Annotated in this window: 24 protein-coding genes; 10 read left to right on the top strand and 14 right to left on the bottom strand. The window is 58.1% G+C overall.

All coding sequences use genetic code 11. The features are described 5' to 3' along the window. The first annotated feature begins 17 nt into the window (after positions 1-17). From C1J02_RS05580 to lpdA, 7 genes are all read left to right on the top strand, one after another. Positions 18-2,978, top strand: coding sequence for a 2-oxoglutarate dehydrogenase E1 component (locus C1J02_RS05580; RefSeq protein ID WP_114877701.1), 2,961 nt, complete (start codon positions 18-20; stop codon positions 2,976-2,978). 2 nt (positions 2,979-2,980) lie between these two features. Further along, entirely contained in the window at positions 2,981-4,528 is a 1,548-nt protein-coding gene (gene odhB / locus C1J02_RS05575) for a 2-oxoglutarate dehydrogenase complex dihydrolipoyllysine-residue succinyltransferase (RefSeq protein WP_114877700.1), read from the top strand. A 51-nt stretch (positions 4,529-4,579) separates the two neighbouring features. Next, a complete protein-coding gene (locus C1J02_RS05570; protein ID WP_114877699.1) occupies positions 4,580-4,963 on the top strand; it encodes a VOC family protein in 384 nt (127 codons plus the stop codon). A 273-nt stretch (positions 4,964-5,236) separates the two neighbouring features. Further along, positions 5,237-5,620, top strand: coding sequence for an MAPEG family protein (locus tag C1J02_RS05565; protein WP_114877698.1), 384 nt, complete (start codon positions 5,237-5,239; stop codon positions 5,618-5,620). 12 nt (positions 5,621-5,632) lie between these two features. Beyond that, positions 5,633-5,896 (top strand): hypothetical protein, encoded by a 264-nt coding sequence (locus tag C1J02_RS05560; protein ID WP_114877697.1) that lies wholly within the window; start codon positions 5,633-5,635, stop codon positions 5,894-5,896. Beyond that, entirely contained in the window at positions 5,893-6,288 is a 396-nt protein-coding gene (locus tag C1J02_RS05555) for an MAPEG family protein (protein WP_114877696.1), read from the top strand. The genes C1J02_RS05560 and C1J02_RS05555 overlap by 4 nt, the downstream gene beginning before the upstream one ends. Positions 6,289-6,418: 130 nt before the next feature. Further along, positions 6,419-7,807, top strand: a complete 1,389-nt coding sequence (lpdA, locus tag C1J02_RS05550; RefSeq protein ID WP_114877695.1) for a dihydrolipoyl dehydrogenase — start codon at positions 6,419-6,421, stop codon at positions 7,805-7,807. An 83-nt stretch (positions 7,808-7,890) separates the two neighbouring features. On the opposite strand, the gene C1J02_RS05545 is transcribed toward lpdA, so the two are convergent. Genes C1J02_RS05545 through C1J02_RS05530 form a run of 4 tightly spaced genes read right to left on the bottom strand, consistent with a single transcriptional unit; the run spans position 7,891 to position 10,796 of the window. Beyond that, positions 7,891-8,496: a pyridoxamine 5'-phosphate oxidase family protein gene (locus C1J02_RS05545; protein WP_114877694.1), complete on the bottom strand. Its 606-nt coding sequence runs from the start codon at positions 8,494-8,496 to the stop codon at positions 7,891-7,893. Further along, a complete protein-coding gene (locus tag C1J02_RS05540) occupies positions 8,480-9,217 on the bottom strand; it encodes a 1-acyl-sn-glycerol-3-phosphate acyltransferase (protein WP_114877693.1) in 738 nt (245 codons plus the stop codon). The genes C1J02_RS05545 and C1J02_RS05540 overlap by 17 nt, the downstream gene beginning before the upstream one ends. Continuing rightward, complete coding sequence (locus C1J02_RS05535) at positions 9,217-10,089, bottom strand: ABC transporter permease (RefSeq protein ID WP_114877692.1); 873 nt, start codon at positions 10,087-10,089, stop codon at positions 9,217-9,219. The genes C1J02_RS05540 and C1J02_RS05535 overlap by 1 nt, the downstream gene beginning before the upstream one ends. Before the next feature lie 29 nt (positions 10,090-10,118). Further along, positions 10,119-10,796, bottom strand: a complete 678-nt coding sequence (locus C1J02_RS05530) for a cell division ATP-binding protein FtsE (RefSeq protein ID WP_114877691.1) — start codon at positions 10,794-10,796, stop codon at positions 10,119-10,121. Positions 10,797-10,960: 164 nt separating this feature from the next. Between C1J02_RS05530 and C1J02_RS05525 the strand changes: the two genes are divergently transcribed. Next, complete coding sequence (locus C1J02_RS05525; RefSeq protein ID WP_114877690.1) at positions 10,961-11,791, top strand: zinc-ribbon domain-containing protein; 831 nt, start codon at positions 10,961-10,963, stop codon at positions 11,789-11,791. 49 nt (positions 11,792-11,840) lie between these two features. Here C1J02_RS05525 and C1J02_RS05520 read toward each other — a convergent pair whose 3' ends face one another. The 5 genes from C1J02_RS05520 to argH form a co-directional block, all read right to left on the bottom strand. Further along, entirely contained in the window at positions 11,841-14,474 is a 2,634-nt protein-coding gene (locus C1J02_RS05520; protein WP_114877689.1) for a DUF4175 domain-containing protein, read from the bottom strand. 49 nt (positions 14,475-14,523) lie between these two features. Next, entirely contained in the window at positions 14,524-15,789 is a 1,266-nt protein-coding gene (gene lysA, locus C1J02_RS05515) for a diaminopimelate decarboxylase (RefSeq protein WP_114877688.1), read from the bottom strand. Between the two features lie 32 nt (positions 15,790-15,821). Further along, the gene (locus C1J02_RS05510; protein ID WP_114877687.1) at positions 15,822-16,139 is read right to left on the bottom strand and encodes a DUF2834 domain-containing protein; all 318 of its coding nucleotides are present in this window, start codon (positions 16,137-16,139) and stop codon (positions 15,822-15,824) included. Positions 16,140-16,313: 174 nt separating this feature from the next. Next, positions 16,314-16,493, bottom strand: a complete 180-nt coding sequence (locus C1J02_RS05505; RefSeq protein WP_114877686.1) for a hypothetical protein — start codon at positions 16,491-16,493, stop codon at positions 16,314-16,316. Continuing rightward, a complete protein-coding gene (gene argH / locus C1J02_RS05500) occupies positions 16,490-17,881 on the bottom strand; it encodes an argininosuccinate lyase (protein ID WP_114877685.1) in 1,392 nt (463 codons plus the stop codon). The genes C1J02_RS05505 and argH overlap by 4 nt, the downstream gene beginning before the upstream one ends. Positions 17,882-17,902: 21 nt before the next feature. Between argH and C1J02_RS05495 the strand changes: the two genes are divergently transcribed. Beyond that, positions 17,903-18,466, top strand: coding sequence for a TlpA disulfide reductase family protein (locus tag C1J02_RS05495; RefSeq protein WP_114877684.1), 564 nt, complete (start codon positions 17,903-17,905; stop codon positions 18,464-18,466). A 13-nt stretch (positions 18,467-18,479) separates the two neighbouring features. Here C1J02_RS05495 and C1J02_RS05490 read toward each other — a convergent pair whose 3' ends face one another. Then, positions 18,480-19,556, bottom strand: coding sequence for a Hint domain-containing protein (locus C1J02_RS05490; protein WP_114877683.1), 1,077 nt, complete (start codon positions 19,554-19,556; stop codon positions 18,480-18,482). A gap of 355 nt (positions 19,557-19,911) precedes the next feature. Here C1J02_RS05490 and C1J02_RS05485 point away from each other — a divergent pair, with 355 nt between their 5' ends. Continuing rightward, complete coding sequence (locus tag C1J02_RS05485) at positions 19,912-20,439, top strand: winged helix DNA-binding protein (RefSeq protein WP_114877682.1); 528 nt, start codon at positions 19,912-19,914, stop codon at positions 20,437-20,439. Between the two features lie 13 nt (positions 20,440-20,452). Here C1J02_RS05485 and C1J02_RS05480 read toward each other — a convergent pair whose 3' ends face one another. The 4 genes from C1J02_RS05480 to gap all read right to left on the bottom strand — a co-directional run bounded on the left by C1J02_RS05480 (position 20,453) and on the right by gap (position 24,727). After that, on the bottom strand, positions 20,453-21,130 hold the full coding sequence (locus C1J02_RS05480; RefSeq protein ID WP_114877681.1) for an HAD family phosphatase: 678 nt from the start codon (positions 21,128-21,130) through the stop codon (positions 20,453-20,455). Positions 21,131-21,212: 82 nt separating this feature from the next. Next, a complete protein-coding gene (eda, locus tag C1J02_RS05475; RefSeq protein WP_114877680.1) occupies positions 21,213-21,860 on the bottom strand; it encodes a bifunctional 4-hydroxy-2-oxoglutarate aldolase/2-dehydro-3-deoxy-phosphogluconate aldolase in 648 nt (215 codons plus the stop codon). Between the two features lie 22 nt (positions 21,861-21,882). After that, complete coding sequence (gene edd / locus C1J02_RS05470; protein ID WP_114877679.1) at positions 21,883-23,682, bottom strand: phosphogluconate dehydratase; 1,800 nt, start codon at positions 23,680-23,682, stop codon at positions 21,883-21,885. Positions 23,683-23,716: 34 nt separating this feature from the next. After that, the gene (gene gap, locus C1J02_RS05465) at positions 23,717-24,727 is read right to left on the bottom strand and encodes a type I glyceraldehyde-3-phosphate dehydrogenase (protein ID WP_114877678.1); all 1,011 of its coding nucleotides are present in this window, start codon (positions 24,725-24,727) and stop codon (positions 23,717-23,719) included. Position 24,728: the final 1 nt, after the last annotated feature.

Raw genomic sequence — 24,728 nt, 5'->3', positions numbered from 1 at the left:
CTAGAAAAGGTGCCAAAATGACCAACCAACCAGCCAACGACCAGTTCCACGCTTCGTCCTTCATGGAAGGCGAGAACGCGGAATACCTCGAACATATGTATGCCCGTTATGCCAATGACCCGAATGCGGTGGACGAAGCATGGCAGGCCTTCTTCAAGGCAATGGGCGACGATGATGGCGTGGCACAGGCCGAGGCCGCAGGCCCCTCTTGGGCGCGCTCCGATTGGCCGCCCACCCCAAATGGCGAGGTCATGGGTGCCCTCACCGGCGTTTGGCCCGAACCAACCGAGGCCAAGGCCGCAGGCGACAAGATCAAGGCAAAAGCCGCCGAGAAAGGCGTCGAAGTCTCCGATGCATCCGTCAAAGAGGCGGTGCTCGATAGCATCCGCGCTCTGATGATCATCCGCGCCTACCGTATTCGCGGCCATCTGGTTGCTGACCTTGACCCGCTGGGCATGCGCCAGACCACGCCGCACCCGGAACTTGACCCCAAATCCTACGGCTTTTCCGACGCTGACATGGACCGCCCGATCTTTATCGACAACGTCCTGGGCCTTGAGGTCGCAACGATGCGCCAGATTCTGGACATCGTGAAACGGACCTATTGCGGCACCTTTGCCTTGCAATACATGCATATCTCAAACCCCGAAGAAGCAGGTTGGTTGAAGGAACGGATCGAGGGTCTGGGCAAGGAAATCGAGTTTACCAAAAACGGGCGCAAGGCGATCCTGTCGAAACTGGTCGAGGCTGAAGGTTTCGAGAAATTCCTGCACGTCAAATACATGGGCACCAAACGCTTTGGCCTTGATGGCGGCGAAAGCCTTGTGCCGGCGATGGAACAGATCATCAAACGCGGCGGCAGCCTTGGCGTGCGCGACATCGTGATCGGCATGCCGCACCGGGGCCGCCTGTCGGTGCTGGCCAATGTCATGCAAAAACCCTACCGCGCGATTTTCAACGAATTTCAGGGTGGATCGTTCAAACCCGAAGACGTCGATGGCTCGGGCGATGTGAAATACCACCTTGGTGCCTCCAGCGACCGCGAATTTGACGGCAACAGCGTGCACCTGTCGCTGACCGCCAACCCCAGCCACCTTGAGGCGGTCAACCCCGTCGTCATTGGCAAGGTCCGCGCAAAACAGGATCAACTCAAAGACAAGGATCGCGGTGCGGTCATGCCCATACTGCTGCACGGCGATGCGGCCTTTGCCGGACAGGGCGTTGTAGCGGAATGTTTCGCGCTTTCGGGCCTGCGCGGCCACCGCACCGGCGGTACTATGCATATCGTGGTCAACAACCAGATCGGCTTTACCACCGCGCCACACTTCAGCCGCTCCTCACCCTATCCCACCGACAACGCGCTGGTGGTCGAGGCCCCGATTTTTCACGTCAACGGCGACGACCCGGAAGCGGTTGTGCATGCCGCCCGTGTCGCCACCGAATTCCGTCAAAAGTTCCACAAGGACGTGGTGATCGACATGATCTGCTACCGCCGCTTTGGTCACAACGAAGGCGACGAGCCGATGTTCACCAACCCGGTGATGTACAAAAAGATCAAACAGCACAAAACCACACTCACACTTTATACCGAACGTCTGGTCAAGGACGGGCTGATCCCCGAAGGCGAGATCGAGGACATGAAAGCCGCGTTTCAGGAACATCTGAGCGAGGAATTTGAAGCGGGCAAAGACTACCGTCCCAACAAGGCCGATTGGCTGGATGGCAAATGGTCCCATCTGGACAAGCAGGACAAGAAGTACCAGCGTGGCAAGACCGCGATCAAAAAGGAAACCATGGCGGAGGTCGGCAAGGCGCTGACCACAGCGCCCGATGGTTTTCCGCTGCACAAGACCGTCGGTCGCCTGCTCGATACCAAACGCGAAATGTTTGAAACCGGGACTGGTTTTGACTGGGCCACCGGCGAAGCACTGGCGTTCGGATCGCTGCTGACCGAAGGGTACAAAGTGCGCCTTGCCGGACAGGACAGCGCCCGTGGCACGTTCAGCCAACGCCACTCCGCGCTGATCAATCAGGAAAACGAACAACGCTATTACCCGCTGAACCACATCCGTGAGGGGCAGGCAGAATACGAAGTCATCGATTCAATGCTGTCGGAATATGCGGTGCTTGGATTTGAGTATGGCTATTCACTGGCCGAACCCAACGCGCTGACGCTATGGGAGGCGCAGTTTGGCGATTTCGCAAACGGTGCACAGATCATGTTTGATCAGTTCATCAGCTCAGGCGAAAGCAAATGGCTGCGCATGTCGGGCTTGGTGTGCCTGCTGCCCCACGGCTACGAAGGCCAGGGCCCCGAACACTCTTCTGCGCGGTTGGAACGGTTCCTGACCATGTGCGGCGGCGACAACTGGATCGTGGCCAATTGCACCACCCCCGCGAATTATTTCCACATCCTGCGCCGCCAATTGCACCGCAGCTACCGCAAGCCGCTGATCCTGATGACCCCCAAGTCCCTGCTGCGCCACAAGCTGGCCGTCAGCAAGGCCGAGGAATTCACCACAGGTTCATCGTTTCACCGGGTCCTGTGGGATGACGCACAGCAAGGCAATTCAGACACCAAGCTGGTCGCGGACGACAAGATCAAGCGGGTGGTGATGTGTTCCGGCAAGGTCTACTTCGACCTGCTAGAGGAACGCGACGCGCGCGGCATTGATGACGTCTATCTCATGCGCTTTGAACAGTTCTATCCCTTCCCCGCGCAATCAGCGGTCAAGGAACTGGAACGCTTCAAGAGTGCCGAAATGGTCTGGTGTCAGGAAGAACCCAAAAACCAGGGCGCTTGGTCGTTCATTGAACCCAACATTGAATGGGTTCTGGGCCGGATCAAAGCCAAACATGGCCGCACCGCCTATGCAGGGCGCGCCACCGCCGCGTCACCTGCAACGGGTCTGGCCTCACAACACAAAGCACAACAAGCAGCCCTCGTCGATGATGCGCTGACAGTTAAAGGAAAATAACCATGACAAGCGAAGTACGCGTACCAACGCTGGGCGAATCCGTGACAGAAGCAACAGTGGCCACATGGTTCAAGAAACCGGGCGATACCGTCGCGGTCGACGAAATGTTGTGCGAGCTGGAAACCGACAAGGTGACCGTCGAGGTCCCCAGCCCCGTGGCTGGCACATTGTCTGATATCGTCGCTGCCGAAGGGGAAACCGTTGGGGTGGATGCCCTGCTGGCCAATATTTCCGAAGGGGATTCCGGATCAGCCAAAGCCCCCAAAGGCAAAGAGGCCGCAAAAGATCCCAAAGCGGAAAGCGGTGCAGCCCGGACCGCCACCAAGGGCGACGGCGGTGGCGCATCCGTTGACGTCATGGTGCCAACCTTGGGTGAAAGCGTCACCGAGGCAACAGTCAGCACCTGGTTCAAAAAGGTTGGCGATACCGTCGCCCAAGACGAAATGCTGTGCGAATTGGAAACCGACAAGGTCAGCGTAGAGGTTCCCGCCCCTGCTGCGGGCACGCTCACCGAAATCCTCGCCGAAGAAGGCAGTACTGTTGAGGCGTCCGCCAAACTCGCGGTGATCGCATCTGGTGAGGGTGCCGCCGCATCCGCCAAGGCAGAAACATCAGCCCCGGCCCCGGCAGCCGCGCAATCCAGCGGTGGCAAAGACGTCGAAGATGCGCCATCAGCGAAAAAAGCCATGGCCGAAGCGGGTGTGTCCCGCGATGCAGTGACAGGCTCTGGGCGGGATGGGCGCGTGATGAAAGAAGACGTGGCCAAGGCGATTGCCGCTGGATCAAGCGCTGCTGCCCCTGCACCTGCCGCCGCTGCGGCCCCGCGCGCCGCCTCTGCCGCTGATGATGCAAGCCGCGAAGAACGGGTCAAGATGTCGCGCCTCAAACAAACCATGGCACGCCGTCTGAAAGAGGCCCAGAATACCGCCGCAATCCTGACCACCTTTAACGAGGTCGACATGACCGAGGTGATGGGCATCCGCAACGCCTATAAAGAACAGTTCGAAAAGAAACACGGCGTGCGCATGGGCTTCATGTCGTTCTTTACGAAAGCCTGTTGTCACGCCCTCAAAGAAATCCCAGAGGTCAACGCCGAAATCGACGGCACCGACATCATCTACAAAAACTACGTCCACATGGGGGTCGCCGCTGGCACGCCCACAGGTCTGGTTGTCCCGGTGATCCGCAACGTCGACACCATGTCCTTTGCCGAGATCGAAAAAGGCATCAACGTGATGGGCAAGAAAGCCCGCGATGGCAAACTGTCGATGGCTGACATGACCGGCGGCACCTTCACCATCTCAAACGGCGGCGTCTATGGCTCACTGATGACCGCGCCGATCCTGAACCCACCGCAATCCGGCATCCTCGGCATGGCAAAAATCCAGGACCGCGCGATGGTCGTCAGCGGCGAGATTGTCGTGCGCCCGATGATGTACATCTCGCTCAGCTATGACCACCGTATCATCGACGGCAAAGGCGCGGTCACCTTCCTTGTACGGGTCAAAGAGATGCTCGAAGACCCACGGCGGTTGCTGATGGATTTGTAGCGCCATCAATTGGGTTCCACCGACCCGGATTTGGCCCGAAAGGGAAATCTGATGTCACGGATCACATTTGACCATTGCGTCATCCATGTGGGCGATTGGGACCGTTCCACAACCTTCTACCGTGACGTCTTGCAGGCCGAAATCGTGCCTTACGGCAAAGGTGCGATGTTCCGTTTCGGAACTGTACAGTTGAACACGCACGGTCCCGAACAGATCGGCACCCCCCGCGCCCGGCTTGCGGTTATGCCGGGCGGCAGCGATCTGTGCTTCGAATGGCACGGAACTGTCACGGATGCGCAAACGCATCTTGAGGCCCACGGTGTCGAGGTCGAACTTGGGCCGGTCGAAAGGATCGGTGCCAAGGGCAGCGGCACCAGCCTCTATTTTCGCGACCCTGACGGCTCCTTGCTGGAATTCATTGTCTATTCGACATGAGGTAATGGCTTAGGCCCAAATGGGACGGGTACCATGTGTCCGCGATCCTCGCCGCATGGGAAGTTTCTTGGCAGATGGCATCTTAATAGCTCTCAAACGACACCCTTTATGGGGGCTTCGCCCCCAAAGTGCCTCCGTTGACAACTGCACGCTCTCGCATCGCAGGAATTACATCGGGCCAAGACACCAAATGCTTGAGATCAGGCATCGCAAACCATACCATCCCCAAAAGGGCAAAGTTCAGCCCGCCATCGCTGCCAAAGGAGACGTCAAATGACCGAAACAACCATCCTTGCCGTATACGGCCTGCTCGTTCTGCTCACGCTTCTGTTGCAGGTCCTCGGGGCCACACGTCAACTTTCCATGGGCTACCTGATGTCCAGCCGGGACGAGGGCCGCTCCACCACCGGTATGACTGCCCGGCTTGAACGCGCGCTTGATAATTCCGTCGTTGCAATGTCCCTCTTTGCCCCGGCGATCCTGATCCTCGTGGCTCTCGACCGCACCAGCAACGCCTCGCTGTTGGCTGCAAATGTCTTCCTGATCGCCCGGATCATCTATCTGCCGGTTTATGCACTTGGCATCCCCGCGATCCGCACGCTGGCATGGCTTGCAGGTTTTGCGGCCACGGCGGTTCTCTATGTCCTGGCTCTTTAAAGGCACAACAACATGCAAATGATCTGCCACCACGAAGTCACCGACTTCGACGCTTGGAAAACCGCGTTCGACGCGGATGATGAGGCGCGCCGCAACGCGGGCCTCACTGTGCTGCAAGTCTGGAAACACGTCGACAGCACCACGCATGCGTTTTTTTTGCTGAACGTCAACAACCGCGATAAGGCACAGGGCTGGATCGACCGCTCAAATGCGCTGCACGGCGATGATGGCAACACCGTCACGCAAGCGTCTGCTTACTTCATCGACCCCGCATGACCCCCGAACTCACAGCCCTCTCCCTCGCCACGCTTTTGCAAGTGGTGCAGTTCTTGGCTTATGCCATTCCGGCCAACCGCGAGGTCGGCCCCGGCTACACCATGTCGGCCCGCGATCACGCGCCCTCACGCCCGATGTCCGACCGCACCGCACGTTTGGGCCGCGCCTTTGACAATCATTTCGAAGGGTTGATCCTCTTTACCATCGCCGTGGGTGTGATCCAGATGTCCGGCCAGAACAGCACCTTCACTGCGATCTGCGCATGGACCTATCTGATCGCGCGTGTGGCCTATGTGCCAGCCTATGCGATGGGCCTGCGCCCGTACCGGTCTCTGATCTGGTCGATCGGGTTTCTGGCAACTCTGCTGATGCTGCTCGCCGCCCTGATCTGAATTTCTTTTCGCCTTAAATACTCAAATAATCCCCCCGCTTGCACCGAGGCGCTGCCCCCCCTACGCTGATGCAAACACACCGACAGAATACCGACGTAATACCGACGTCGAAACACCAAAGGAGACAGCCATGTCCAGCTATGACGTCATCATCATCGGTTCCGGCCCCGGCGGCTATGTTGCCGCCATCCGCTGCGCGCAACTGGGCCTGAAAACGGCGTGCGTCGAAGGACGCGACACCCTTGGCGGCACCTGCCTGAATGTGGGCTGTATCCCGTCCAAGGCGCTGTTGCATGCGTCCCATATGCTGCATGAGGCGGAACATAATTTTGCCGAAATGGGGTTAAAGGGCAAAAGCCCGTCGGTCGATTGGAAGCAAATGCTGGCCTACAAACAATCCACCATCGACACCAACACCAAAGGCATCGAATTTCTTTTCAAAAAGAACAAGATAGACTGGATCAAGGGCTGGGCCACCGTACCAGAAGCGGGCAAGGTCAAGGTTGGTGATGAGGTGCACCAGGCCAAGAATATCATCATCGCCACCGGCTCTGAGCCTGCCTCGCTGCCCGGTGTTGACGTCGACGAAAAGGTCGTTGTGACCTCAACCGGGGCGCTGGAATTGGGCAAGGTCCCCAAAAAGCTCGTGGTGATCGGCGCAGGTGTGATCGGACTGGAACTGGGCAGCGTTTACGCACGGCTGGGCTCCGAAGTGACCGTGGTGGAATTTCTTGACGCCATCACACCTGGGATGGACCCCGAGGTGCAAAAGACCTTCCAGAGAATGCTGAAAAAGCAAGGCTTTACGTTCATCATGGGGGCCGCTGTCCAGGGGACCACAGCCACCAAAACCAAGGCCAAAGTCACTTATAAACTGCGCAAAGATGACAGCGAACATACGATTGATGCGGATGTTGTGCTGGTCTCAACCGGGCGCAAACCATTCACCGATGGTTTGGGTCTGGACAAGCTGGGGCTCGAGATGACCAAACGCGGCCAGATCGTCGTGAACGACCATTGGGAAACATCCGTTAAAGGCATCTATGCGATTGGCGACGTGATCGAAGGGCCAATGTTGGCGCACAAGGCCGAAGACGAGGGCATGGCCGCCGCAGAGGTGATCGCGGGCCAGCATGGCCACGTGAATTACGGCGTGATCCCCGGTGTGATCTATACCCACCCCGAGGTCGCGAATGTCGGCGAAACCGAAGCCACGCTGAAAGAAGCCGGGCGGGCCTATAAGGTGGGCAAATTCAGCTTTATGGGCAACGCACGGGCCAAGGCGGTATTTGCGGGTGACGGATTTGTCAAAATTCTGGCAGACAAGGAAACGGACCGCATATTGGGCGCACATATCATCGGCCCCGGTGCCGGTGATCTGATCCATGAGGTCTGTGTCGCTATGGAATTTGGGGCATCTGCTCAGGATCTGGCGATGACCTGCCATGCGCATCCGACCTATTCCGAAGCGGTGCGCGAGGCCGCGTTGGCCTGTGGAGACGGCGCAATCCATATGTAGTTTCTGAAAGCCAAGGTGGGCAAAGTGCCCGCCTTATTGCAGGTGCTTTTGGGCGGGCGCTTAGCCCGGAAAATCGCCTGCGTTTACCACATCGTCTTGGCCGCCCGAGCGCCCCATGCGTCATCATAAGGTGCACCGCCCTCTTCGCCACTGGTCATTTCGGCGAGTATTTCACCGACACTGGGAAGGCTGGTACTTTCGTCGACGCCGGCCCAAGCCCCTGCGCGCATCAAGGCGCGGGCGCATTGAGTATAAATTTCGGCAATTTCAATCACAATCACAGTTGCGGGTTGGCGACCGCCCTTGTCGAAACGGGCGCGCAGGTCCGCATCATCGGTGACAAACCCGCGCCCGTTGACCCGCACGACATTGTTTGATCCCGGCACCAAAAACAGGCAGGACAACCTTCCATCCGCCACGATATTGCGCAGGCTGTCCAATCGGTTGTTGCCGCGCCAGTCGGGCATCGCAAGCCGATGCGCATCCAGTTCCATGACCACAGGGCCGTCATCACCACGGGGGCTCCCATCGGTGCCACCCGGACCTATTGTGCTGAGCACACAGAGCTTTGAGGACATGATCCACTTGCGGTAGAGCGGTGTCAGTCGATCCGCCACCTTGCGCAGGGCGGGTGCCCCGGGTTGGCCATAGAGCGCCTCAAGTTCTCTTAAATCATCTAGGTGTCGCATCAACTGGTGTCCATCCTGCATCGCGCAGCAGCGTATCAGACGCACTTTCAACCTTGGTTTCCAGTTCTGCCATGAATGCTTCTTTTGTGAGGCCGGTCCGAATGGGTTCCAAAAACTCAACCACGGCGAGGCCGGGACGACGATATAGTCCACGGCGGGGCCAGAAATACCCGGCATTGGTGGCCACCGGGACGCAGGGTTGTGCCATCTGTTCGTAAAGTGCTGCGGTGCCCGCCTTGTAGGGCGCGCTCACACCAGGTGCCACACGGGTGCCTTGCGAATAGATCACCAACTGTCCCGCCTCGATACGGCCAGATTTCACATCTTCCAGCATCTTGGTGATGGCTTTGCCGCGTTTGCCACGGTCCACCGCCACCATGTTCATCCTCTTGGCGTATTGACCAATAATAGGTGTATAAAGGATTTCCTTTTTCATGATGAATTTCGCACGCGGCAAGGCGTTGAAAATCATCATGATATCAAGAAATGACTGGTGCTTTGCAGCCACCAGCACTTCGCCCTGCGGCACAGTCCCATGCACTTCACAGCGCAGTCCGATCAGCCAGCGCGCCGTCCAGATGCACCATCGCGAATAGGCTTTGCAGGCTGCATATGCGCCGTTAAGCGAGAACATCGCCCAAGGGGCATAAAGCAAGCCAACCACAGGCATCATCACTGTTGCCTGCACGATATAGAGGATCGACCGCACCCATTGCAGCATTATGCCAACTCCCTCAAAGTACGGCGCGCCGCCGCGCCCGTTGCGATAAACGCCACAGCCCCAGCCAAAAACGGGATCAGCAGCGGCAACAGCCAATGCCATCCCTGCAAGCCCAGCCCGGTCAGAAAGCCAGCCTCCTCAGCTGCGGAGGGCATCAGGAGCACCGCAATCATCCCCAGAGTTGTACCCGCCGCAGCGCCCAAAAGGGCGCGCAGGGTAAAGCGCCGGATGAACGCCTGTGCAATGTAGTCATCCGTGGCCCCCACCAACCGCAAAACAGCAATAACCTGGGCATTTGCGGCGAGCGCGGCATGCGCTGCAAGGGTAATCATCGCAGCCACAGCGGCCCCGATTAGCAGGATCGACAGCCAGCCCAAGATGCGCAAACGGGTTGCCGCCTTGATCAAAGGCGCACGCCAGCGGGCATGGTCATCCAAAATTGCCCCCGGGACTTCGGCAGACAGACGCAACCGCAGACCGGTGGCATCCAGACCTTCGCTGTTCTCAATCACTTCAATCAGACGCGGCACCGGCAATGTATCAAGCGCCAATTCGGGGCCAAACCACGGGGCCAGTAATGCCTGTTGTTCCGCGTCGGTCAGCGCGCGCGCCGTGGCAACACCTTTGGTCGTCTCCAGAATGCGCAAAGCAGCATCGGTCTGGGCCGCGCGTTGATCCAGCGGTGCCACAATTCGGATCGTTGCAGACCGTGCCAGCTCGTCTCCCCAGCGCTGCGCGAGACGTCCGGAGGCCAGCGACAGCGCAAGCGCAAACACCGCTAAAAAAGCCATCGCGGCGGCGGCAAAAAGGGTCAATTGTGCCGTAAATCCCGAAGGCGGCACAACGCGGTCCGCATGTCGGTCGCCCACCATCACGGCCCGAAAAGACGACAGAGTAAACTTCACAGATCTGCCCCCGCCAATTGAATGCGGCGGTTTGCAATGCGCAAAACACGGGCTTGGACATGCGCCTTGGTGGCGCGGATCAGGCTTAAATCATGGGTTGCGATCAATACGGTCTTGCCCATCTTGTTCAATTCTATCAGCAGCCTCAGCAAACGCTCTGACATTTCCCAGTCGATGTTGCCGGTGGGTTCATCCGCCAAAACCACATCAGGCGACATGATGACGGCGCGCGCCAATGCCGCGCGTTGCCGTTCACCGCCCGACAATTCGGGTGGCAATGCATCCGCGCGATTGGTCAGGCCAACCCACGACATCAGTTCCTGCAAATCCTCGCCCCCTGCCTCGGCATGACGGCCAGATACCGTTAAGGGCAGCGATATGTTGTCTGACACGTCCAGATGATCAAGGAACTTAACATCTTGATGTACAACACCAACCCGACGACGCACCATCGCGATATCGTCCCGGTCAAGCCCGCGCACGTCCGCACCAAACAACCGGACATGGCCCGCGGTTGGCAGCAATGCACCATAACAGAGCTTCATCAGCGTCGTCTTGCCGGCACCCGAAGGCCCGGTCAGGAAATGAAAAGAGCCCGGCGCAAGTTTCAGCGCAATATCTGACAGCAACTCACCGCCGCCATAGCTATACGCCACATTTTCCAGTTCGATCACAAAAGTACCCCGGTTCGCTCAACCTGTTGTGCCTTAGCACCGCTTACGTTTCAATACACCTGAACAAAGCTTCACGCCCAGATAGCACTTTTCCTATTTTGTTCTAAGACATATGCTAGGTGTTAACACTTAAGTTCGGTCGTTACAGAGCAACAGGATAAATAATGCGGCTCATCTGTCCAAATTGCGATGCCCAGTACGAAGTCCCCGACGAAGTCATGCCGACGGATGGACGGGACGTGCAATGTTCAAATTGCGGGCAAACCTGGTTTCAGCATCATCCCGACAACGCGCCTGAGGAAGATCAAGACCGCAGCGTCGATGTGGATGCCCCCGCACCGGACGAAGAGATTTCCCCGCCACCACCGCCAATGCCGCGTCCAGCCGAACCTCAGCGCAAGCAACTTGATCCTGCGGTCGCCGATATTTTGCGACAGGAAGCAGAGGCCGAACATGAGGCGCGGCGCAAGCGGCAATCCGAAACATTGGAAAGCCAGCCAGATCTGGGACTGGACAGCAGCGACAAAAATGACAGCGTCGATAGCGAAGACCGCCGTACCCGGCAGGCTCAGGAACGTATGGCGCGGATGCGTGGCGAACCAAAACCGGAACCGGTATCAGATTCGTCTGTGATGGCGGCGGCGATTTCGTCCCGGCGCGATCTGTTGCCTGATATAGAAGAGATCAACTCGACCTTGCGCACCGGAAACACCCGCAACGGCGTTGGGGGCGAAAACGGACCTGAGATCGAAGCGCCCACAACACGAAAGCGAAAGCGCGGCTTTCGCAAGGGCTTTTTGCTCATGATCTTGTTGTTCGCGATCATGCTGGCGGTCTATTCGTTCGCGCCGCAGATCGCCAAAGCCGTGCCGCAGACCGATCCGTATTTGTCGGGCTATGTCGCCTGGGTGGATCGGATGCGACTGGGGCTGGACGGTTATGTGCAATCGATCCTGAGTTGGCTTGACACGATGGCCTCCGCATCAGGCGGTTAAGCCGGATGTGTTAAACCCGCGCTCACATCTTATCCAGATGGCCACCCGGTTAGAATTCATCTAACAGGCGTTTGAGATAGTCGCGCTCGACCTCTGGTCGCTGTGTTTCACCTGACCGACGGCGGATTTCATCAAGCAACTTGCGCGCGGTCCCTGCGCCGCCCGGTCCTTGGCGCAGTTTGCCATCCGGCGCTCCGTTGCTGCTTGACCCCTCGCGATCACGCCCCAATGGATCCTGAGCTTCGGCGCGACGCTCCGAAGGTGCTGTGCCCTGGCCCGGTTGTTGGTTCTCTTGCTGGTCCATCGCATCGGCAAGGGACCGCATTCCTTCGCGCAGCGCTTCCATGGCTTGCGCCTGATTGTCAATTGCCTCAGCCAGATCCCCATTTCGCAGCGCATCCTCTGCTTCGTCCATGGCGCGTCCTGCACGGTCCAGCGCCTCGCGGGCGGCATCGACCTCTGGTGTTCCTTGTCCGGGCAGGCGTCCCTGTTGACGCCGCAGTTCATCGCGTAGGGCTTCCTGACGGTCGGCAAGGCCATCCTCGCCTTTGCCAAAGCCTTCGCCTTGTTCTCCGCCTTCGGGGACAGGAGTATTCTGACCCTGACCTTGGCCTTGCTGTTCACCACTGCCCTGTCCCTGGCCATTCTGGCCCTCATGGCTCTGGCCGCGACCCTGGCCACCATTGCGGCCTTCGTTGCCATCGTTTTCACCTGCCTGCGCATTGGGGTTGAACTGTTCTTGCAGGTCGCGGAACGCCTGATCGCTCAGACCTTGTTGTTCGCGCAGGGTGTCCGACAGGCCTTCCATCGCCTGTTCGCCGGGCGATTTTCCACCTTGGCCGGGCTGACCTTCGGTGACGCGCATGTTTTCCAGCAACTCTTGCAGTTCTTTGAGCGCCTGTTCGGCCTCAGCCATGCGGCCTTGTTCCATCAATTCCTGAATGTGATCCATCATGCGTTGCAGGTCGTCCTGGGTCATCTGCATGCCATCGCCCTGTTGCCGGTCCGGCTCATCGGTACCGTTGCGGTCCTGTTCCTGCGCCTGCTGGCGTTGCAACTGGTCTAAGTAATCTTCGGTCGCGCGGCGCAACTCGTCCATCAATTCGGCAATCTCTTCCTTTGAGGCACCGTTCTTGATCGCTTCGTTCAGGCGGTCCTGCGCCCGGCGCATCCGTTCCAACGCATCAGCCAAGACGCCTTCTTCAAGCTCAATTGCGAGGCCCCACATGTCTTCCGCCAATTGTTCCTGCACATCATCGCTCAGCCCAAACCGGGCGTGAATTTCCAACTGCCTGATCACTTTGCGCAGACGCAATGCAGTCGTTTCTGAACGAAACAGGTCTTGCGGCCGATAGGAAACAGCCCGCAATACCTGTGCCATGCGTGGTGCATTGGCCCGTGACCACAGAAGATCGCGACGCATTTCAATGACTGCTGCCGCTGTCGGATCAAAAAACCTGCGTCCCGGCAGGATGATGTCAGTTGGCACCGCATCACCTTGTTGTTCCGCCGCATCCAGAACCGAGAGGCTGATTTTGACCGGCAGGTTCGCCCAAGGGTGCTTTGAGAAATCATCGGTTAGATTTTCTTCAAAATCCGCACGGTCACCTGCAATTGGGGTCGGCAGTGCCACGATCACCTCAGACCGGGGTTCGGGATCAAGGCTCAGACCATAACGCCGGTCAACCGCTGCCAGATCAAGAATGATCCGCGCCTCGCCCGCTTCGACGCCGTAATCGTCACGCGCCGCAAAAGGCAGCCGCATTTCGCCAAGTGCGGAAACTTCAGGTGGGCCAAGCACGTCGACTTCCGGTGCCAGATCCTCGACCACTGCGATATCCCAACGGCGCCCGCCGGGGCCATCAACAGCGATTGTCCCATCTTGCAAAACCGTAAAATCCTGAGCGGCATCAGAAGCGGCGGGTACATCTGAGGTGCGGCCCGAAACGGTTTCAGACAGGGTCAGCGCACCGACCTGGCCGTAAAACCGCAACGTGATCAGTGTCCCATTGGGCAGATCGATGGCCCCTTCGGCCAGATCATTGAGATAAAGTGTTGGCTTGCCAGTATAGCGCGGCGGTTCTGCCCAGCCTTCCCAAACCGGACCGTTCGCAAGCCCGCCGCCGCCCGGAGCCATGTCAGCCACCGATCCGACCCGCCAGATTGATCCAAACAAAAGCGCAACCGCAAAGGCCAAGACGGCCACAAATCGCAACGCATAGGGGTCGCGGCGCGCGACCCGCAGGTCCGCAGGCACCGGGCGCGCAAGGGTTGCACGTGCAACCATACGTGCTTTATGCGCACGCCAGACCGCCATTGACGCATCATCCCCTTCGCCAATGATCTGGTCATCCATCATCGCCTGAATAGGACGCCCCGGCAGACTGCGATCCAACCGCTCCATCGCGTCGCTGCGTGACGGTATGCGGAACCGACGCAAGGCATAGATAAGCGCACCCAAAGCTGCGACAGCAGCGGCCATCGCACCCGCCCAGACCACTTCGATCATCACAACATCTTGCAGGCCCAACATTAACGCGGCCAGAACCATCAGGCAGACGGTCATCATGGGCCAAAGCGCATTGACCAGACTTTCCGCCAACATACCCACCCGCGTCAACCGCAACGGCCAGCGCAAAATCGCCAGCCCGCGCCGCAGATCGTTGGGGGTAAATGAGGTCATATTGGCCGTCTCCCGTTGCCTTTCAGCAAAGCCTGTCAGCAAGGCGCTGTCAAAGCCATTCAGGGATGGTATCTCGATTTATCATTTCGTCAAAGGTCGGGCGTGAGCGGATAACCGCAAATTGATCATCTTTCACCAAAACTTCGGGGATAAGCGGGCGTGAATTATATTCACTGCTCATCACCGCACCGTAAGCACCAGCCGAGCGAAACGCGACCAGATCACCGGCAGTCAGGGGCGGCATCATGCGCCCCTTGGCAAATGTATCGCCGGATTCGCATACCGGCCCGACGATGTCATAGGGTTGGAATTCAATTGCGGGCGTGGGTTCATTGACCGCGATGATATCGTGATGGGCGTCATACATTGCCGGACGGATCAGATCATTCATAGCGCCGTCAAGGATCAGAAAATCGCGGTCTTCGCCTGATTTGACATAGATGACCTTGCTGACCATCAGGCCGGCGTTGCCCGCAATCAGACGGCCCGGCTCAATCTCAATCTCGCAGCCCAGATGCCCGAGCGTCCGCTTGACCAGTGCGCCGTAATCCATGGGCAAGGGCGGGGCGGCATTGGAATGCTGGTATGGGATGCCAAGGCCGCCGCCCAAATCCAGACGGCTGATTGTATGCCCGTCCGCGCGCAGTGTTTCTGTCAACTCCGCGACTTTCAGATAGGCTTGTTCAAAGGGCGCAAGGTCCGTCAATTGGCTGCCGATATGGACATCAATGCCAATCACCTCAAGACCGGGCAGACCCGCCGCCATGCGGTACACCTCCCGGGCGCGGGCAATGGGAATGCCAAACTTGTTCTCGGATTTTCCCGTCGCAATTTTCGCATGGGTTTTTGCGTCGACGTCCGGGTTCACGCGAATGGTGATGGGCGCGGTTGTCCCCAAATCCTGCGCGACTTTGCTCAGCACCATCATCTCGGGCTCGCTTTCGACATTGAACTGGCGGATGCCACCCTGCAAAGCCATGCGGATTTCATCCGCCGTTTTGCCCACACCGGAAAATACAATTTTTTCGCCCGGCACACCCGCTGCCTTGGCGCGCAGGTACTCCCCGATGGACACCACATCCATGCCCGCCCCGGCCTGTGCCAGAGTGCGCAGCACAGCGATGTTTGAATTGGCCTTCATTGCATAGCAAACCAGATGGTCCATGCCTGCCAATGCCTCATCAAAAAGCTTGAAATGGCGCAGCAAAGTCGCGGTCGAATAGACATAAAACGGCGTGCCAACCGCCGCTGCAATTTCGGCCACTGCGACGTCTTCGGCGTGCAGCACACCGTCACGATACAGAAAATGATCCATGCTTCTTTTCGCCCCAAATACTCAATTCTGACCTAACGAACCGGTGCCGTCCGCAAGAAAAGGTAAAGCGGCAGACCACAGCTTACCCCAATACAGAACGTGGCGGGGATGGCAATCAGGGCCCGCCAATTGCGCCGCACAGCGACCTCGGCCAGGATCCACACTGTCAAGGTGATGGCCGCAATGGTCAGGTCCCAGACCAGCCCGCTTGACGCCGCGTTTGCGTGCCACGCGTCGACCATCGCCATAATGTCAAAGCCATTGGTCCGGAACCATTGTACGAAATAATACATTGGATGGATCGCACCCCAGACCGCCAGGGCAAGGTATGTCATGCGCAATATCGACATCTCAATTCACTGTTGAAACGCCAACAATCACCTGTCCTGAAATATGGACGCCGGGGGTGGTTGGCTCTGGAACATGACGCGTGCTTATGTCACGCACACGCCCGTCATCAGACGGGCTTGGACCGGTGCAGGCGGCAACACATCCCATAAGGCAGGTCACGATCGCAAAGCGCGTCATAAACCGAGGCCCAATGACACCCACAGCGGTCCTTGGTTCAATGCCACATTGGTGCCAACGGACACACCGTGGTTGGACAGGGTGACCGCAGAACTTGCGGTTGGATAGATCGGTTCGCCGTCCACGCCACAGGCCGCCAGCGTCAGGACAGCACCGACAATGAGAACTGATTTCATGCCAAAATACCTTTCCACCTTGCGACCTGCGCCCGCACTTGGGCAGGGGCCGTTCCCCCATAAGACATACGCGAGTTTACCGAATTTTCCACGCCTAAGACGTCAAAAACGTCGCTGGTGATATCCACATGTGCTGATTTCATCTGATCCAGCGTCAGATCAGGCAGATCACAACCCTGGCCTTCTGCCATTGCAACCAGCGTCCCGGTGATGTGGTGCGCATCGCGAAACGGCAGGCCCAGCACCCGGACCAGCCAATCAGCCAGATCAGTGGCGGTGGAAAATCCACTGCCCGCCGCCGCCGCCAGATTTTCACGCTGCGCGTTCATGTCCCGCACCATGCCCTCCATTGCGGCCAGTGCCAGCATGAGGTTGTCAGCGGCGTCAAAAACCTGTTCTTTGTCTTCTTGCATGTCCTTGGAATAGGCCAGCGGCAGGCCCTTCATCACCATCATCAACGCTGTATTGGCACCGAAAATGCGCCCGACCTTGGCGCGGATCAGCTCCGCCGCATCGGGGTTCTTTTTCTGCGGCATGATGCTGGACCCGGTTGAAAACCGATCCGACAGCGCCACAAATCTAAACTGTGCCGACGACCAGATCACCAATTCCTCCGCAAAGCGGCTCAGGTGCATGGCACAGATGCTGCCCGCACCCAGAAATTCGAGCGCAAAATCACGGTCGCTGACGGCGTCCAGCGAATTGGCAGACGGGCGGTCAAACCCCAGCGCCTGTGCGGTCATGTCCCGGTCGATGGGAAAGGACGTGCCCGCCAGCGCGGCGGCTCCCAAGGGGCATTCATTCATCCGTTTGCGCGCATCGCGCATGCGGCTCAGGTCGCGGCCAAACATTTCGACATAGGCCATCATGTGATGGCCCCATGTAACCGGTTGCGCCGTCTGCAAATGCGTGAACCCCGGCATCACCCAATCCGCACCTGCCTCGGCCTGACCAAGCAGGGCTTGGAGCAGCGCGATAAGTCCCGCCTCGGCGGCATCAAACTGATCACGCACCCAAAGTTTAAAATCTGTCGCGACCTGATCGTTGCGCGACCGACCTGTGTGCAAACGCCCGGCCGGTTCGCCGATCACCTCTTTCAGGCGCGCCTCGACATTCATGTGAATGTCTTCAAGGGCGGTGGAATACTCAAATGTCCCGCCTTCGATCTCTGACAAGATCGTGAGCAACCCTTCCCGTATCGCTTTGGCATCGCTATCAGTGAGGATGCCTGTGGCGGCCAACATGGCGGCATGGGCGCGCGACCCTGCGATGTCTTGTGCGGCCATCCGCTTGTCAAACCCGATCGAGGCGTTAATTGCCTCCATGATCGCGTCCGGCCCGGCGGCGAAACGGCCACCCCACATTTTGTTTGAGGTCGTGTCAGTCATTTTAAACCCTCGGAGGGACAGATGAAGAATTTGGTGTTGGCGTTCGTGTATACGGCCCTTGTGACAGGTGCAAACACCGTTGCTGCTGCGGGCGCGGACATCCTGAGCTTGCGCGACGGGGATATGAAAAAACTGATCGTGCATGAAACACCGATTGCCACATCTGATGCGGCCTTTGATCTTGAGGACGATGGCGGCAAAGGTTCGCTCGCTGATTATCGCGGCAAATATGTGCTGCTCAATTTCTGGGCCACTTGGTGCGCGCCCTGTCGCAAGGAGATGCCGCAATTGGAAGCACTGCAAAAGGAATTCGGCGGCGATATGTTTGAGGTGCTGACCATCGCCACCGGTCGTAATTCACCCGAAGGCATCACCCGCTTTTTTGCCGAGGCCGGTATCGACAGCCTGCCCCGCCACCAAGACCCAAAACAGGCACTGGCCAGCCAGATGGGGGTATTCGGCCTGCCGATCACCGTGATCATGGACCCGGAGGGCCGCGAAGTCGCGCGCCTGCGGGGCGATGCGGATTGGAGCAGTGAAAGTGCAAAGGCCATCATCAAGGCTTTGGTACAGCCGGACAGTTAGGCAAGTTCGCGCGTCATGCCGCGTGGGTCAAGATTGCGGCTTCTGAAGATGACAAATGCCGACGGGCAAAACGTCCGTAGGTATGGGGGTCAAATTCCAACTCCGGATGAGCCGCCAGCAAACGTGCGCGATCCGCATCATCCAGCGTACTGAGGGCGGTTGATGCCGGGTGAAAGCTTTCTGTTTCCACGCCGTTTGCCCAGACCACTTCATGCTGATCCAGCAGCATGTGGATATAGGTCACTTCGCGCACTTTCATATCGACGCGGATGCTGCCGCCGTTGATCAGGTCTTTGGCGGCGACAAGGACTTCGGACGTATTGAACAATTCCTGAGCCACTGCACCTTTCACGACCACACGGTGTTCGGGTGAAACAACCAGATCATCGTCCGGGCAGTCGATGCCCAGAATGCCTGCATCAAACCGGACTGGGCGCAATTTCGGCATCGCAAAAAGGCGTGCGCCCGACATGTTGCGGCTTCCGATCCACTGGATTGTTTGGGCACCATTGTCTTTGGTTTGAATGCGATCGCCTTCGCGCAGGTCCTCGATTAGGATCAGCCCGTCTGGCGTGCGAATACGCGTGCCGGGGGTAAAACAAATCACACCACCGCTGCCCGCGGACATCGATTCACCGGGGCTCGACCCAAGTGTATGGTGCACGACCCAAAGATCCGCGTTGCGTGGGGGAATTTCGTCAAGGAACATCAGCAGGGGCTGTGATCCGCCCCCAACGTCGATCAGCGTTACGGTATAGCTTTTGCCACCGTCTGTTACGACAAAGCTGTTGTCCATCATTGGCGGCTGGTCTTTAGGGTCGATCCGCTCGGGATGCAAAGTCGGCATGCTCTGGTCAACGGCAGCCCCCACCAGACGGTGGACCATGCGCGCGGCGCGTCTGCGTAGATTCTCTGCTTCGTCTGCCTGATCCAGCCGCAACACGTCATTAGGTCCATCCACCCGGATGGCATCGCCCCGCCATGCCCACGCAGCACCCACATTGAGGTTTTGCACCGGCGCAGCATCAAGGCCGTCTATTTCTGTTTGCGACCAGCTGATGACAAACGTGCCCTTAAAGCCCGTTTTCATTGCTCGTTCTGCCTGCCTCTTCTTTTTATTATGAATACGTTAACAAAGCCGCACGAATCGGGGAAGGTCAAATTTGTGTCAGATTCCAGTGTGTTGCAATTTCACGATGGCCTTTTCTCTGAACATGACCCGAATTCAATATCTGGTGGGCATTTTACCTTTACCCACTAAATGCAGTCAGCGCCGGATCCCTGGTACGATAGAGTGACTCAAGGTAATGTTATCCCCTCGCTGGGACATCGCCGCCTTACGCCCAACAATATTGCCACCACCCGCGGGCCATACCCCTTCAATCGCTTGTAAATCACCGATAAAATGATAGCGTTCTGTATCTGAATTCTCGATCGGAGGCTCCATGTCAGACCCACGAAAACCTTTGCCTGACCGACGTATCGTTTCGTCAAGACACCTTGCCGAAGGGGAGGGATGGGAGGCGTCCGAGCTCGAATACGGGATGATTATCGCTTACAACGCCTTTGCCCGCTGGATGTCACGGTGCATGGCGGCAGCGGGGAACCCTGACCTTACCCCGCTTGAGATATTGGTGCTGCACAACACAAATCATCGTGGCCGAGAAAAGCGTCTGACGGATATTTGTTTCATTCTGAATATCGAAGACACGCACACCGTCAATTACGCGCTTCGAAAGCTACTGAAATCCGGACTTCTGGAGGCTGACAAACGCGGAAAGGAAGTGTTTTATCGAACCTCTCAGGCGGGCACTGATTTGTGCGAAGCCTACCGGAATATTCGCCAGATTTGCTTCATCGACGGCTTGCCACGCACAGACATCAGCGGTGAAGATCTACGCGAGATCGCGGCCAGCTTGCGCACCATGTCGGGTCAATATGATCAGGCCAGCCGCGCTGCCGCCTCGCTATAAAACTCGCGGCATTTCAAACAGGCGTTTCGGCTGTGAAAATCGACGGGACCAATGCCCGCAGATCGGGCCACTGTTCAAAGCTGCGCACATAGTCCGCGTGTTTCAGGACCCGCCCCGCCAGATGCGCGCCGCCCGTGTAGCGGCAAATATGCATATTTGCCGCAAGCGCCGCCTCAACCCCCGGAAGGCTGTCTTCGATCACCAGACAATGTGCTGGATCGACGCCCATCTTCTCTGCCGTATACAGAAATAAATCTGGTGCGGGTTTGCCATGGGCGACCTGCGACGCGGTAAAGACATCTTGCCCAAAGTAACGCGCCAAATCTACGATATTCAACGAATTGGATACCCGCTCCGGACTGCTTGACGTCGCAACGCAGCACCTGGTGGTCAGCCCGTCCAATACGTCCGTCACGCCTTTGGTCGGCGTCAATCGCTGCGCGAATTTGGCCAAAAGTTCGTGACGGTATTGCTGTTCAAAATCACCGGGCAGGTCCACATCAAATGTCATTTGAATGTCACGCGCGACAGTGGGGAAACTACGCCCCATGAAATTTGTGCAGATGTAATCGAAATCAATGACTACGCCTAACTTCGCAAGGGCCCCGAGCAAGACCTCCGCACTCAACCCTTCGCTGTCAATCAAGACCCCGTCACAATCGAAAATGACCAGATCTATGCGTGTATCCATCGCCCGTCGCCCCCCGCCTGAATGTTTCGGATAGCGCAAATTGGGGTCCTTTGTCTTGCGGAATTTGGCCTTGGATCTGAGCCTAGGCGTCGCGGCTCAACTGGCTTGCAGCGCGGGCCAGTTCAGTGATCGCCGGCCAATCGCCCGCCTGGACAAGGGCATCTGGTGCCACCCATGACCCGCCAGCGCAGGCCACATTCGGCAAAGACAGGTAGCTGCGTGCGTTTGCCATGCTGACGCCGCCGGTTGGGCAAAAGCTGATCTGGGGCAACGGTGATGCGAGCGATTTCAACGCAGGTGCACCGCCTGACGCCTCAGCCGGAAAGAACTTCATCATGTCATATCCGCGTTCAAGCAAGCGCATCGCCTCGGTCGCCGTGGCGGCACCGGGAAGGGTGGGCAGATGTGCATCCTCGCAGGCCGACAAAAGCCGGTCCGTGGCACCCGGTGACACACCAAACGTGGCCCCGGCATCTTTGGCGCGTTTGACATCATCTGGCGTCAGCAAGGTGCCAGCGCCGACAACGCCTCCTTCAACCTTGGCCATTTCGGCAATCACCGCCAATGCCGCCTCGGTGCGCAACGTCACCTCAAGGACCGGCAAACCGCCCGCTACCAAAGCTTCGGCCAAGGGCCGGGCGTGGGCCACATCATGGACGACCAGAACCGGTATGATCGGGGCCAATGCGCATATCTTTTTGGTGGCGGTGCTTGCGTCGTGAGGAAGCATAACGTGTCCTTTTTGGATAATCTCAAATACAGCTTGCGCCAGTGTCAGCAGAACGCACCAAAGCGCGGAAATTGGCAAAAAGTTCGCGCCCTTGCCCGTATTCATTGCCGCTGAGGTCAGCAGTCACAAGTGGGCGGTCCAACACGCCTTCAGTGATAATATCCAACCTGCCTGCATGGGCATCGACCCGAAGAACATCACCATCTGCAATCCGCGCGATTGGGCCACCGTCCACCGCTTCGGGGCAGACGTGGATGGCCGATAGAACCTTGCCGGATGCACCCGACATGCGCCCATCCGTGACCAGCGCGACCTTTAGACCACGCGCTTGCAGGTTTGCCAGAACCGGTGTGAGACTGTGCAACTCGGGCATCCCGTTGGCCTTGGGTCCCTGAAAGCGGACCACGACGATCACATCGCTGTCAAACTCACCTGACTGATAGGCCGCCTTGACCGCCTCCTGATCGTGAAACACCCGCGCCGGGGCCTCAACCACATGATGTTCTGGCTTGACGGCGGACACCTTTGTTACCGCGGCACCCAGTGACCCATCCAGACGTTTGAGGCCACCTGTGGGCTGAAACGGGTCGGTTGCGGGGCGCAGTATCTTGTCGTTCAAGGTTTCGGTCGGCCCGGCCACCCAAGACAATTGATTGTCCTTCAATTTGGGGTCCTGCGTATAACGCTCCAAGCCTTTGCCAGCGATGGTTGTCACATCTTCATGCAGCAAGCCCGCGCTTAGCAATTGACCAATCATATAGCCCAGACCGCCCGCCGCGTGGAAATGGTTCACATCCGCAAGTCCGTTGGGATAGACCCGTGCCAAAAGCGGTGTCACATCCGCAAGTTCGGAAAAATCCTGCCAATCCAGCATGATACCGCCTGCGCGCGCCATTGCGACCAGATGGATCAAGAGGTTGGTGGAGCCACCTGTGGCATGCAGACCCACGATGCCGTTTACATAGGCGCGTTCGTCAAGCACATCACACACCGGCGTATAGCTGTTGCCCAGATGGCTGATGGCCAGTGCCCGCTGTGCGCCCGCGATGGTCAATTCGTCGCGCAGGGGGGTGTTGGGGTTCACAAATGACGCACCCGGCAGGTGCAGCCCCATAAACTCCATCAGCATCTGGTTGGTGTTGGCCGTGCCGTAAAACGTACAGGTGCCCGGCCCGTGATAGGCGGCCATTTCGGCGGCCATCAATTCTTCGCGCCCGACTTCACCTGCGGCAAATTGTTGGCGCACTTTGGCTTTCTCATCATTGCTGATGCCCGACACCATCGGACCGGCAGGCAGAAATATCGCGGGGATGTGGCCAAAGGCCTGGGCAGCAATGACCAGTCCCGGCACGATCTTGTCACAAACGCCAAGATAGACAGCCGCGTCAAAAGTGTTGTGGCTTAACCCGACACCGGCGGCCATCGCAATCACGTCGCGCGAAAACAGGCTCAGTTCCATCCCGGCCGTACCTTGGGTCACACCGTCACACATCGCAGGCACACCGCCCGCCACCTGCGCCGTGCCGCCAACAGCGCGCGCCGCATCGCGGATCAGTTCGGGAAACCGCTCAAACGGTTGATGGGCCGACAACATATCATTGTAAGTCGTGATGATACCCAGATTGCCAGCCGACTTGGTCGCCAGTGCCGCCTGATCGGGGCCTGCCGCGGCATAGGCATGGGCCTGACCGCTGCACGACAAATGCGCGCGCGCAGGGCCATCATCGGCCGCGCGGCGCATCCGTGTCAGATAGGCACTGCGGCCTTTGGCACTGCGTTCAATAATCCGGTCGGTGACGCGGGCAATTGTGTCATTCAGCATATCAGTTCCAATCAGGCGCTGCTTTGGTAGTGGTTCAGGCGGATGCCATCAGTTTGCCCATCAGGCGGGCCATGTCATTCATACGGTTCGAAAAACCCCATTCGTTGTCATACCAGCTGACCACACGGACCATCCCGCCCGCCGTCACCTTGGTCTGTGGTGCGGCAAAGCTGGAAGAATGGCTATCATGGTTGAAATCCACAGATACCAGCGGATCCGTTTCATAGGCCAGGACCCCTTTCATCGGGCCGTTGGCCGCTTTTTCAATGGCGGCATTCACGGCCTCCACGGTCGCGGGGCGCGACGGCATGAAAGCAAGATCAACAAGCGATACATTTGCGGTCGGGACGCGCACAGCGGACCCTTCAAGCCGGCCTTTGAGGTGCGGGATGACTTGTGAAATCGCCGCTGCCGCCCCTGTTGACGTTGGCACCATCGAGAGCGCCGCCGCACGGCCCCGATACGGGTCACGGTGCGCACTGTCATGGCTGGGCTGATCACCGGTGTAGGCGTGAATTGTGGTCATGTACCCGGTTTCAATGCCAAAGGCATCGTCAAGAACCTTGGCCACAGGGGCAAGGCAATTGGTGGTGCAAGACGCGCTCGACACGATCTTATCGTCCGCAGTCAGATCGGCGTGGTTGACGCCATATACGATAGTCCGGTCCACGTTTTTTCCGGGTGCAGAGATCAGCACACGTTTGCTGCCATTCTCGAAATGGGCGGCGGCCTTGTCACGTTCGGTGAAGAAACCCGTGCACTCGTACGCCACGTCCACATCTTCCCAAGGCAGGTTTGCCGGATCGCGTTCAGCAGTCAGACGAATCGCCTGCCCCGCAATGTGCAACATGTCGCCATCAAGCTTGGCCTCGCTTTTCAGGCGGCCATGCACGCTGTCGTATTTCAACAGGTGCAACAAGGTCTCTGGGGCGGCCAAATCATTGATTGCAACCACTTCAATCCCGTCAAAGCCGCTTTCAACCAAGGCCCGCAAAACACAGCGTCCAATGCGGCCAAAGCCATTAATTGCGATTTTTGTGGTCATC

The sequence above is a fragment of the Sulfitobacter sp. SK011 genome (assembly GCF_003352065.1).
GTDB lineage: Bacteria > Pseudomonadota > Alphaproteobacteria > Rhodobacterales > Rhodobacteraceae > Sulfitobacter.
Note: the sequence above shows the minus strand (reverse complement) of the source record. Positions and strands in the feature narration are given on the sequence as shown.